Source organism: Lactobacillus sp. MRS-253-APC-2B (assembly GCF_012843675.1).
GTDB classification, from domain to species: Bacteria; Bacillota; Bacilli; order Lactobacillales; family Lactobacillaceae; genus Limosilactobacillus; species Limosilactobacillus pulli.
The window spans coordinates 1-11926 of sequence record NZ_JABAFO010000004.1 but is presented as its reverse complement, the minus strand read 5'-3'; the positions used below and the strand labels follow the sequence as shown (position 1 = coordinate 11926).

The 11926-nt window shown below is 47.0% G+C and carries 10 protein-coding genes; 4 read left to right on the top strand and 6 right to left on the bottom strand.

Features of this window, described 5'->3' with window-relative positions; all coding sequences use genetic code 11:
- Positions 1-248: 248 nt before the first annotated feature.
- The 5 genes from HF864_RS03260 to HF864_RS03240 all read right to left on the bottom strand — a co-directional run bounded on the left by HF864_RS03260 (position 249) and on the right by HF864_RS03240 (position 7671).
- Positions 249-2828, bottom strand: a complete 2580-nt coding sequence (locus tag HF864_RS03260; RefSeq protein WP_169461685.1) for an ABC transporter permease — start codon at positions 2826-2828, stop codon at positions 249-251.
- A 9-nt stretch (positions 2829-2837) separates the two neighbouring features.
- Complete coding sequence (locus HF864_RS03255) at positions 2838-3539, bottom strand: ABC transporter ATP-binding protein (protein ID WP_169461684.1); 702 nt, start codon at positions 3537-3539, stop codon at positions 2838-2840.
- Positions 3540-3652: 113 nt separating this feature from the next.
- Positions 3653-4660, bottom strand: a complete 1008-nt coding sequence (locus tag HF864_RS03250) for a LacI family DNA-binding transcriptional regulator (protein WP_169461683.1) — start codon at positions 4658-4660, stop codon at positions 3653-3655.
- A 128-nt stretch (positions 4661-4788) separates the two neighbouring features.
- A complete protein-coding gene (locus HF864_RS03245) occupies positions 4789-6129 on the bottom strand; it encodes a gluconate:H+ symporter (protein WP_169461682.1) in 1341 nt (446 codons plus the stop codon).
- An 18-nt stretch (positions 6130-6147) separates the two neighbouring features.
- A complete protein-coding gene (locus tag HF864_RS03240) occupies positions 6148-7671 on the bottom strand; it encodes a gluconokinase (protein WP_169461681.1) in 1524 nt (507 codons plus the stop codon).
- A gap of 229 nt (positions 7672-7900) precedes the next feature.
- Between HF864_RS03240 and HF864_RS03235 the strand changes: the two genes are divergently transcribed.
- Positions 7901-9061, top strand: coding sequence for an ArgE/DapE family deacylase (locus HF864_RS03235; protein ID WP_169461680.1), 1161 nt, complete (start codon positions 7901-7903; stop codon positions 9059-9061).
- A gap of 65 nt (positions 9062-9126) precedes the next feature.
- Here HF864_RS03235 and HF864_RS03230 read toward each other — a convergent pair whose 3' ends face one another.
- Positions 9127-10227: an iron-containing alcohol dehydrogenase family protein gene (locus tag HF864_RS03230; RefSeq protein ID WP_169461679.1), complete on the bottom strand. Its 1101-nt coding sequence runs from the start codon at positions 10225-10227 to the stop codon at positions 9127-9129.
- Between the two features lie 556 nt (positions 10228-10783).
- Between HF864_RS03230 and HF864_RS03225 the strand changes: the two genes are divergently transcribed.
- The 3 genes from HF864_RS03225 to HF864_RS03215 all read left to right on the top strand — a co-directional run.
- Positions 10784-11377, top strand: coding sequence for a WYL domain-containing protein (locus HF864_RS03225; protein ID WP_169461678.1), 594 nt, complete (start codon positions 10784-10786; stop codon positions 11375-11377).
- Positions 11378-11399: 22 nt separating this feature from the next.
- Complete coding sequence (locus tag HF864_RS03220; RefSeq protein ID WP_346774608.1) at positions 11400-11672, top strand: recombinase family protein; 273 nt, start codon at positions 11400-11402, stop codon at positions 11670-11672.
- A partial coding sequence (locus HF864_RS03215; protein WP_169461677.1) for a helix-turn-helix domain-containing protein occupies positions 11669-11926 on the top strand: 258 nt, incomplete at its 3' end. The genes HF864_RS03220 and HF864_RS03215, both read left to right, overlap by 4 nt.

The following is an 11926-nucleotide window of genomic DNA, read 5'->3' as shown; positions in this document are numbered from 1 at the left end:
TAACAGCTGCACGGCGATTGTTTAATAATATTCTAATAATTGTGCAATTTATTAATCATCTGTGGTCTAAACCATTAACTTTTATGTTTTTATCAAACGCTGGATTCGCTAAATAAGGCTGTCAAATGGATTTGCAAATTTAAAATCACGGCTGCATCCGGATATTTTCTCTTCAATGCAAATTGATTTTTTCATTTAGTCATTTAAAAAAGTCCATCTCAAATGAGACAGACTTTACGGTTCAACTACTAGTCAACCGAGCTTAACGCATCCAGCATATCAACGTTTCTGATCTTACGGTGCATCATCATTGCCACGCCCGCGGTAATAACTGCTGGAATCAAAGCCAAGGCAATAAAGTTAGCCAGCGTCATCGTTGGGTCAAACATTGCGTTGGCTGGCGGCAGACTTAAGATAATGAAACGATGCAGCCCAATACCAACCAGATAGCCAAATAAAATGCCGATTAATGACAGAATCACCGTTTCTCGGTAGATATAGAGCGTAACTTCTTGATCATAAAAACCCAGCACCTTGATCGTCGAGAGTTCGCGCATACGCTCTTCAACGTTGATGTTGGAAAGATTATAGATGACCACCAGTGCCAGCAGTGCCGCCATTCCAATTAAGATGATCATGACACGGTTGAGACTGCCCATGGTATTGTCGATTGTCCGCTGGTTATTGACGTTTTGATTGATTCCCAAAACTGCCCCGGTCTGGATCAATTGGCGCGATATTTGCTGCAGATCATTGGTCTTTTTAAGCGTAATCAGCTGGGCATTGACTTGATATTTTTGACCAAAGATATGCTGATAGGCTTGTGGACTCATGACGACATAATGACCAATATACATTTCCATGATGCCGGATACCTTCATTGAGTGCCAGTTTCCAGCATCGTCTTTGAGTCTGATGGTACTGCCAACTTTTGCGTTTAAGAGCCGCGCCAGCTTTTCTGAGATGACAACGCCATGATCGTTTAACGGCAGTGACTTTTGCGTCTGCCGATTCTTAATGGCAAAATACCTACTGAATGACTTTTTATTTTGCGGCACAATCATTGAGATCTGCTGAACGGCATGGTCTTCACCCGCCTTTTTGGTCAGCTGCTGATAATAGACGCCGGTATGTCCCTTGACGTTCTTATCATTCAAAACGGTCTGCAGCCGCTGCTTTGATTGGGCAGCTGCGGCATTGTTTTGTACAGCAACCAGATCATACTTGATGATGCGGCTGTATTCAATATTGCTGATACCACTGAGTGAGTCGCGAATGCCAAAGCCCATCACCAACAGCCCAGTACAGCCTGCCACGCCAAAGATCGTCATCAAAGCGCGACTCTTATATCGAAACAGATTGCGCATCGTGACCTTGCAGTTGAAGCTGAGTTGACTCCAAAGCCAGTGCCAATGTTCCAATAAAATCCGCGAACCTCCCTTGGGCGGCTTGGGTAATAGCAAGGCAGCCGGCTGAGCCTTTAAGTCACGATGCAATGCCCACAGTGCCGCCCCAGTCGTACAAAGAATTGCAATCAGCCAGGTCGTCAGCAACAATGGCCAGGAAAATTGCTCGTAAAAGCTGCTGAGCGTTGAGTTGGCAGCATAAGCTTGAAAAATAATCTTGGGCAATACGAAAAAGCCCCCTGCTGCGCCGACAATGACTCCCAGTGAACTGGACAAAAGGCTGAACAGCGTAAATTTTTTGGCCGTATCCAGGTTGGAATAGCCAAGCGCCTTTAAGGTCCCGATTTTGATACGCTCTTCTTCAACAAACCGTGTCATCGTCGTCAGACTAACCAATGCCGCAATTGCAAACAGCAGGACCGGAAAAACGTTGGCCAAGATGTCGACTCGTTCGGCATTGGATTGGTAAATTGCATAGCCTGGATTGCTGGTACGGTCATTAACGGTATATGAAGGCTGACCAAGCTGCTTGAGTTGGCGGTGCTTTTGAGCCAATCCGGTAGTTTGTTGCTCAAGCTGTCCAGCATCGGCATCAGTGGCCAAACCCATTTGTTGAGCGGCTGAGAGCTGATTTTTAGCCGTTTGCAGCTGTTGATCAGCCAAGGCAAGCTGTTGTTTCATTGATTGATATTTCACCCTACCATGCCGATCCAGAACCTTTTTAAGCTGATTTTGCTTAGTTTCAACATCATCACGGTAGCTGGTTGAATAAGGATTCATCTTTGCTGTCCTACGATACGTGATGCGCGCAATCGTATAAGCAGTACCGGTTTTAAACGCTGATTCCTTTACCACGGCTACCCCGTTTAACTGGCCGGTTCCCACGGTCGCCTGTCCAATGTCGGTGCGATCCAGATACTCGCTGGAACGCACAAAGCCTACAATCTTAAACCGACGATGACTCAGAGATCCCGACTGCTTAAGCGTAATCCATTGTCCACGATGATACCTGCCTTTTAACAGATAGCTAATGGTAATCTCATTATCGTGTCGTGGTAAATGACCACCGACCAGTTGCCAGCTTGAGATACCATTGGTTTTAGAAAAAATGCGCAGCGTCTGATTGGTCTGCTTGATCGTACTGTCCTGTAGATAGCCAAAATCAACTTTTTTAACGCCGTTTTGCTGGCGAATGATTTTTTGATCCTGTTTGTCCAAGCCATAATTTGAAGTGATGGTGGTATCAGCCAACTGATGCTGGGCAAAAAAGCTGGTGGCACTCTGCCGCATGTCTGGTCCAGTAATCTTAAGACCAATCAAAGCCAGTGCACTGACGGCCATCAAAAGAAAAATCGCCACGAAGCGACCAAATGAACGCGTAATGGCTTGCCAGGCATCTTTCCATAAAATCCGCTTGCTCAAGACGCTCACCTACCATTCAATCGTTGCGATATCAGCTGGATGCGCATTGCGTTCTTGTTTGACCAACCGACCATCATGAATGTGCAGTACTTGATTACCAATTGGCGCCAATGCAGCATTATGCGTCACAATGATGACCGTTGAGCCATGTTTTTTGCTCATATCCTGTAAAATCTTAAGCACCTGCTTGCCAGTTTCGTAGTCTAAGGCTCCCGTTGGCTCATCACAGAGTAAAAGCTTGGGATTTTTAGCTACGGCCCGGGCAATCGCCACTCGCTGCTGTTCACCACCTGACAGCTGAGCCGGAAATTTATCAACATGTTCAGCCAAGCCGACCGCACGCAAGGCTTCAGCGGCATCCAGAGCATCGGGTACGATTTCAGAGGCCAGCTCAACGTTTTCTTTGGCCGTTAAATTAGGGATCAAGTTGTAAAACTGGAAGACAAAGCCTACATTCAAGCGTCGATACGTAGTCAACTGCCGCCGATCGTATTGAGCAATGTCGTGGCCGGCCACAATTACCGAACCGCTGGTATTGGTGTCCATTCCGCCCAAAATGTTGAGCAGGGTTGACTTGCCTGCCCCTGATGCCCCCAAAATAATCACGAGCTCGCCTTTTTCAATGGAAAAGCTAATGTCGCGATTGGCATAGAGCTTGTTGCTGCCGGTTTGATAAATCTTGGTATTGTTTGAAACCTCGATCAGTGCCATTTGATCATCCCCTATCAGAAAGCTTTTCTTATATTTTAAGGGATTTATCAAGAAATATTACCGCTTAATTAAAAAACAGCCAACCAGTCTGGTCAGCCGTTGCTTATATATTTTTAAATCGAGGCATGCTCATCAATGGTTACCGGTAAAATCGACGTATCGCTGATCATAGAGTGACTCTCAATCTGGTTTAGCAGTTTTTGCGCCGCTAGATTGCCCATCAGTTCCATATCCTGGCGCAGCAAGAAGATGCCATCCTCACCAACATATTGCGACCAGCTCCAATCATCAAAGCTGATCAAGCCCAGATCTTTGGGGAAGGTCACTTTTTCATGCTTGAAGATCTTGAGCAATGTAAACAGAGTCGGCCCCATCAAAGAAATGACGACCGTTCTGCTGCTAAGCTGTCCCATCACGCGCGTCAATTCCCTTGCCAGCCAATCATCATCATGCCCTTTGATTTCGATGTTACGGTAGGTCAAGCCAGTTTCGGCAGCCGCCAGCTGAAAGCCCTTGATTCGTGGATGCTGACCGGACGCCTCGGCAAAGCGTGAACTAACGGTGATTACGTTTTGATACCCGCGCGATCCCAGCTTGCGTCCCAACCGATAGCTGGCATCAAAGTTAGCACTGGTTACCTTCCCCACCGTCAATGGCTGATCATCGACTTCCCGGTCAACCAGCACCAGTGGAATCTGATTGCGCAGAACTGATTGATATTGAGCAAAGCTGCGTGAGTTTGGCTGAACGATGATGCCGTCAACACGCTGCTGATAAAGATCGTTTAAGGCTTTTTTCTCCATTTCCTGCGAGTTGTTGGTGTTCATCAGGAGTACGTCATAGCCAGCTGGTTGCAAGACGTCGTAGATTCCCTTACTGAGCAGCGACGAGAAATGGTTTGAAATATCCCCAACCAAGACGCCAACCAGATGGCTCTGCGTCTGTCGCAGTCGTCTGGCCGAGGCTGCCGGTACATAGTGAAGCTCTTTGATTGTAGCATCGATCCGCTCTCTGGTTTGCGCACTCATTTTTTGATAGCGACCATTCAAATAGCGCGATACCGTGGTTACCGAAACCCCCGCTGCCTTGGCAACATCGCTGATTGTTACATGCTGTGACATAATATTCTTCCTTTTAGACTGTTTGCTTAGTAACGTTTATTTTACCATAACCACGCACCAATTAAAAAAGCACGCGACCAAAATCGGCGCATGCTTTTTACGAGTGAATCTTTAACTAAGGAGATTTTCTAGGCGATAATCAAGGACAGTACCCAAACACTGGCCAAGCCGGCAACCGAAAGTACTGAAGTCAAAGTCGACCAGGAAAGCAGCGTTTCTTTTAAGGAAAGGCCGAAGTATTCCTTGATCATCCAGAAACCAGCATCGTTGACGTGATCACAAAAGACTGAACCGGCACCGATCGAAAGAACCATCAAGGCACTCATCGTTGGTGACATGTGGGCCGTCATTGGTGCAATCAGGCCGGCTGCCGTCATTGAGGAAACGGTTGAGGAACCAAGCGATACCCGCAGCAGTGCCGTAATCAGCCAGGCTGCCAGAATTGGTGAGATATTGGTACCTGAGAACAGCGTTGAAACGTACTTGGAAATGCCACCTTCAACCAGAACTTCCTTAAAGGCACCACCACCACCGATGATCAAAAGCATCATGGCAATCTGCTTAACGGAAGTGCTCATTGAATTGGAGATTTCGCTCATCTTTGCCTTGCGAGCCAGCCCCATCGTCCAGACTGCAAACAGCAATGACAGCAGCATGGCAGCGTCAGGAGCACCGACAAATTGAATAAATTCGTTGACTGGATTGGTCTTGGGAAGGACAAATGAGCAGATCGTAGCAACGGCAATCAGAATAACTGGCATCATGGCCGTCAAAACGGAAATGCCAAAGCCAGGCGTTTCTTCCAGATTAAATTCCTTGTATTCGCCTAAGACGGAGATATCAACGTCTTTGCGGTAAACAGATGGGTAAAGCTTGTGCAGGAAGTAGTTGAAGACTGGACCAGAGATAATGATCGTTGGAATGGCAACCACGATCCCCAAAAGCAGCACGTGACCAAGGTTGGCACCGAGCATTTCGGTAATCGCCGTGGGTGCCGGGTGTGGTGGCAAGAAGGCGTGGCAGACGTTCAGCGTAGCGGCCATTGGAATCCCCAGGTACATCAATGGCATGTCCAGTTCACGGGCAATAATGAAGATGATTGGCAAGACAACAACCAGACCAACTTCAAAGAACAGAGCCAGCCCAATGATAAACGAAGCCAGGATTACGGCCACTTGAATCCAGCGCCGACCAAACTTGTTGATCAATGTCGTAGCGATTCGGTAGCCACCACCAGCATCAGAGACTAGCTGACCTAGCATGGAACCAAATCCGAAAATAATTGCTAAGTGGCCCAGCTGACCGCCGATCCCGGTTTCAATTGCCGTTGGTATCTTGGCAACCGGAATCTGCAGACACAGTGCAATGATAAATGAGGTAACGACCAGTGAAACGAACGTATTGAGCTTCAATTTAACGATCAAAAAGATCAGAATCAAAACCCCTAGTAAGACAATAAGCAGTGGCATAATACTTCCCCCTTGAGATTAATTTTCCTGCTGCAGCCGAGCAATCGTTGAGTAGGCCGGCTTGAGCAATCCTTCAACCTGTTTAAACAATGGCAGATACTTTTGATATACCTGGACCGTGGCTGTATCTGGCTGATAGGCGCCAACGCTGCCAATGAAGTCTTGCACCGCATCCAGATCATCAACCATGCCCAGACTCTTCATCGCCATGGTGATCGCACCTAAGCAACCCGATTCATAGGATTCAGGAATGTTAACTGCGACGTCTAAGACATCAGCCAGCATCTGTTTCCAAACTTCAGACCTGGCAAAACCACCTGTTGCCGTGACGCTGGCTGGACGGCCAACCAGATCACAAACCGCGTCATAGACCGTGGCAATGTTCATGCAGATGCCTTCCATCACCGCCCGCAGCATGTCGGCTCGGGTATGTAGCGGATTCAGACCAAAGAAGCTGCCGCGCGCGTTGGCATCCCACAGTGGCGCGCGTTCGCCACCTAAAAATGGATGGAACAACAGTCCGTGAGCCCCCGCTGGTACGCTGGCAATTACGTCATTGGCAATATCATAGACTGATTTGTCCTCGCTTTTGGCCGCTGAGCTGTCAACCAAGTGATTGGCTGCCCATTGAAAGACATCGCCACCGTTGTTCAGTGGTCCGCCAACTACCCAGCGCTGTCGATCAATCGAGTAGCAAAACAACCGCTGTTCAGGATCGACAACTGGATGATCGGTCGCAACCCGCACGGCTGCCGAAGTACCAATTGTAATCGCAACCGTATCTTGCCGCGTTGCCCCCACACCGAGATTGGAAAGTGCTCCATCAAAAGCACCGTAAACAAATGGCGTCTCATCGGTTAACCCGGTTGCCTGCTTTGCTTTAGGGGTCAGACCACGTGCTTGGGTCGTACCATCCACGATTTCTGGCAGCTGCGTCCGCGTAATACCGGCAAGTTTAAGGATCTCATCGTCCCAGTCTTGTGTGTGCATGTTGAACAGTCCCGTGCAGCTGGCGGTTGAGATGTCGACTTTAAACGTGCCAAACAGCTTCCAGAACAAGTATGACTTGATATCGGCGACATAAGCTGTAGCAGCAATCTTTTCTGGTTCAGTCTGCTTAAGCCACATCAGTTTGGTCAATGGCGACATTGGATGAATCGGTGTCCCAGTCTGAGCATAGATTTTAGCTCCATCCGGTGTTGCCTTTAAACGCACAGCGATATCGCGTGCCCGCGTATCAGCCCAGGTCATGGCCCGAGTCAGCCGTTGATGATTTTCGTCCAGTAGAATCACGCTTTGGTTGGCATTGGAAAATGAAACTGCCAATACTTTGCCATTCAAAGCCGCTGCCCGATCAGTCGCGTCATGAATCACTTTTTCAACGGCGGCCACCAGATCATCCGGATTTTGTTCGGCCATCCCATTGCCATCACGATATAGCTGATACAGTTCTTTGTATGAATCAATGACTTGTGCTTTTTCGTCGAACAGGACTGCTTTGGTGCTGGTCGTGCCGACGTCTACGCCAATCAAATAGTTCATTTTCAACTCTCCCTTATCTTTAACTCTTTTTGAAAACGCTTTAGGTTATCGATACACCTAGTATAATAAATGCGCTTTCACATTTTGTCAACGCTTCCATGGGAATTTGGGAAATCGATAAACCGAAATGCCTTGGCGCCGTTGCCTTTTGCTTTTTAAAAATTTTTTAGACAGGACCTTGATTGCGCGCTAAGATGGTTTCTAAAATGGATTTAAAGGGGTCATTTCTATGGATAACCAGGCACGCATCGACTTTTTAAGCCAGCTGATTCAAATCGATACTGCCGGCGGTTTTGAGGACCGCGTTGCTACCGTTTTGCAGTCGTTTATGAAGCAGCATGATATCAGCTGTCGTCTGTTGCCGGTCATGCCAGGCCGCAGTAACTTTTACGCCCAGCTTGGCACGGGTAAAAATGGCAAGGTACTCGCATTTTGTGGTCATCAAGACGTGGTAAAAACTGAAGATCCCGCCATGTGGCATTTCCCACCATTTAGTGCTCACATTGAAAACGGCCGCATGTATGGACGTGGTACGGCTGATATGAAAGGCGGCTTAGCGGCCATGGCGATTGCATTGGCTGAGCTAAAGGATGCGGGGGTTACCTTAAACGGCAAGCTCGAACTTTTAGGCACCGTTGCCGAAGAAAGCTCTAAGATCAATCACATGCAAGGTGCCCAGCAGTTTGCCAAAGACGGCTATGTCGACAACATCACGGCCGCGATTTTTGCTGAACCAACTAACGCCGATATCGCCTATGCGCATAAAGGATCGATCACCTATCGTATTGACTCGATTGGCAAGGCGGCCCACAGCTCACGACCGGACCTGGGCTTTAATGCCATTACGCCCCTGATCCATTTTTACCAAGAACAAGAACAATATTTTCATGAGTTGGTCACCCAATATGAAAATCCAGTGTTGGGCAAAGCTGTCCCGGTCGTTACCAAAATTAATGGCGGTGAGCAGTTAAATGCCGTGCCGGATCACGCCGAACTATTTGTTAAACTGCGTACCATCCCCGAAACCGACAATGATGACATCATCGCTCACTTAAAGCGCATTATCGATTATGTCAACGATCAGGATCATGCTCAGCTTTCACTTGAGATTTTAGGCAACAAGATGGCTGTTACCACCGATCGCAATGCCGAGATCGTCAATATTGCCCAACACGCTGCCGACCAACTGCTGGGGAGGGACTTTAGCGTCCGTGGTATTGCATTTGGTACGGATGCCTCTGAAATGAGCAAGGCCAATAGCGATATGGATGTTTTGGTGTTTGGTCCCGGGAATGCGACGGCGCACAAGATCGATGAATATATTGATCTAGATCTGTATTTGAAAATGATCGATATTTATAAACAGATCGCCATGGACTATCTTAAATAAGCCATCAAAAAAACAGCCTCGCTACGGCATCATGCCAAGATCGAGGCTGTTTAAATTTTATTTGATTAGGCAACCGCTTCACCTGTCGTAATTTCTTCGACACGAATAATGGCCTTTTCAACGGCTGAAGCGCCCGTATCGATTGGCAAGAAATGAATCTGCGTGCCTTCTGCTGAAGTGTCACGAGCAATCTGAGCAACGACTTCCTGATCGGTACCATCAAGATTCAAATCTTCCAAGTTGACCGGCAGACCCATACTGCGATAAAGCGGCAAGAGTTCAGCCAGTTCGTCTTCGCGATTCTCAAGCGCCAATAGAACCAAAATCCCATAGGCAACCCGTTCACCATGCAAAGAATCGCTGGTTTCTGAAAACGCGGTCAAAGCGTCATGAACTGAATGGGCACCAGTGGCACGGGCAAAGTAGTCCCCCCAACCACCTACCAGACCAGACGTAACAATCACGGTTTCAACAACCTTGCGAAAGACTGGCGTTACCTCGCCCTTCTTCATGTCGGCAATCGCCTGCTCAGAGTTTTCCAGCAGGTCATCGCGGCATGCTTGCGCCATGGCCCGCGAGATGGTCAGCTGTGTGTTGAACTGTTCGGGCTTCATATTTTCAAAAATCATTTCGGATTCATAGTACTTGGCCAGCGTATCGCCAATGCCGGCAACAAAGTAGTTGATTGGCGAGTTCACGATCACCTGTGGGTTAAGCAGCACGAGGTCAGCCGTTTCTTGATAGATCTCATGATTGATGTGCTCGCCGTTTTCATGATAGTGCACGCTTAAAGCCGACCATGGTGCACAGTTGCTGGCCAAAGTTGGAATCAGCCCAAGCTTAAAATGAGTACCTTGAGTAACGCTCTTAACGGTATCCAGGCACTTGCCACCGCCCAGACCGATTACCATATCAACTTGATTTTGCGTTGCGATGTCTTTAACGCGGGCGATTTCTTCATAAGAACACTCGCCGTTGAATGGTACATCGACAATCTCAACGCTGGCTGGCATTTCTGGCATATATGGCTTAGCAGCAGCCCATGACTTTTCACCATGCAGCAACAGTACCTTTTTTACGCCGCCTTCTTCAAAATAAGTTGGCAGATAGTCGTAGGCGTCATTGGTTGAAATAAAACGTTGTGGTCCACATTGTGAAAACATCATGGTCGATTCCCTCTTTCATGTATCTAATATCGCGTAGCTTGCAAAATCCTGAACGGTAAAACAAAAGCTCCCATTCGTTTGGAATGAGAGCTTTTTTAAGGCCCTCACGTCAAAGAAGGGCCAAATTATTTTCAGTCAGTACTGAATAATAATCGGGTCCTTGATTGACAGCATCAGCAGGGCTTGATATTTAAGAGCCGTTTGATGATTAAATTGAACATTGAATTGAGATTCCATTTAAAACGACTCCTTTCCGCTTTAGCTCGTGTCAAGATTTGATGGTGTTAGTTTATGATAGTTAAATTAGAATGTCAATATATTTTCTAATTTAAATTAAAATTACCTAACAAAATTCATTAAAATAAGTTTAGTACGCTATGTTTGCGATTGCAGTCCATCTTAAAGCAGATTATTTTTACCGATCAGACTGCAAGCAGGCTTTTATTTAATTATTAATCTGTTTTTCATTTGATCTCATCTCACTCAAACCGGTTCCACCACCAGCCAACCTTGAATCTGGTATAATATTTTTGTTTTATCAAAGGGGGAGTTTTCAATGGCCGATACCAAGGGCAAAGCCGCACGCTTTATGCTGATTAAACTCTTAACTGAAGGTGCGGTTACTAGCAGCGAAATCGAAGCAGCAGCCAGTGTCAAGGCAGATGCCGTCAGCAAGAATTTTACCAAGATTAAGCAATGGCTAGCGCCAATGGAGATCACCGTCCAACCGTTTGACGAGCATGATCGCATTCAGCAGGCCTGCTTGACCAACCAGCCAATTGACTGTGATCCTGATGCCATCGAAACCAGTCGCAGTGCCAATATCAATAGTCTGGCCAATATGTTCGGCAGCCAAAATGGTACGGTTGAAAAGATTGTTTTTCGTTGTGCACGTCGCATCATCGAGCCGGCCTTGGATAAGTTTCCCTATGCTGCCAAAGTCTATCATGAATCTGATCTCACTAAGCCAATCTATGATGCCAGAAAACAAGAATCATTTGACTTTAAGCAGCTGGCCGATGATGAGGATTGCGTGATAATCGAAACCCACGTGGCCAATATTCAAGGAGCCATGATCTGGTTGCTCAGTGCAGGTTCGCAAGTCAGGATTTTACAGCCAACTGCTCTGGTCGAAAAAATCAAGAGCTAAAGACTAGTAGTGGAACCAGCTTCTGCAGGACGTTGAAGACCGCAAGATTGACAAAATTTACGTCACATACAAAGATCGTTTTGTGCGGTTTGGTTTTGATTGGTTTGCTAATTTCTGCAAGCGCCATGGAAGCGAGATTGTTGTCGTCAATAACCCTAAGACCAGTCCCGACAAAGAACTGGTTGACGATCTAGTAAGCATAATTCATGTCTTCTCTTGCCGCTTATACGGCTTGAGAAGATACAAAACCAAGATTGAGAAAGATCCTAATCTGAAAGGCGGTGATAGCAAATGACGGCGAAAGCAGAAGAAGTGAAACTAGAAGAAACGGAAGAACCTACTACGGTAATCCAGACGAGAGTCTATGAGCTGCATCCTAACAAGGTTATGAGACAGGCTTTGGATGAGGCGTGCGACTATCGCCGCTACTGCTTTAACCAAGGACTTGCTTTGTGGAATGAGATGTATGAAGCAAGACGGATTGCCAAAGCCACAAAACAGAAAGCCTTGCTTAAAGCATATCCATCACCAACTGAGCGAAAAGTTCGT

Bases quoted from the DNA above. Each gene is read 5' to 3' on its own strand.
- HF864_RS03240 (WP_169461681.1), bottom strand. From the start codon at position 7,671: ATGAACTATTTGATTGGCGTAGACGTCGGCACGACCAGCACCAAAGCA.
- HF864_RS03250 (WP_169461683.1), bottom strand. From the start codon at position 4,660: ATGTCACAGCATGTAACAATCAGCGATGTTGCCAAGGCAGCGGGGGTT.
- HF864_RS03230 (WP_169461679.1), bottom strand. From the start codon at position 10,227: ATGATGTTTTCACAATGTGGACCACAACGTTTTATTTCAACCAATGAC.
- HF864_RS03225 (WP_169461678.1), top strand. From the start codon at position 10,784: ATGGCCGATACCAAGGGCAAAGCCGCACGCTTTATGCTGATTAAACTC.
- HF864_RS03255 (WP_169461684.1), bottom strand. From the start codon at position 3,539: ATGGCACTGATCGAGGTTTCAAACAATACCAAGATTTATCAAACCGGC.
- HF864_RS03235 (WP_169461680.1), top strand. From the start codon at position 7,901: ATGGATAACCAGGCACGCATCGACTTTTTAAGCCAGCTGATTCAAATC.
- HF864_RS03245 (WP_169461682.1), bottom strand. From the start codon at position 6,129: ATGCCACTGCTTATTGTCTTACTAGGGGTTTTGATTCTGATCTTTTTG.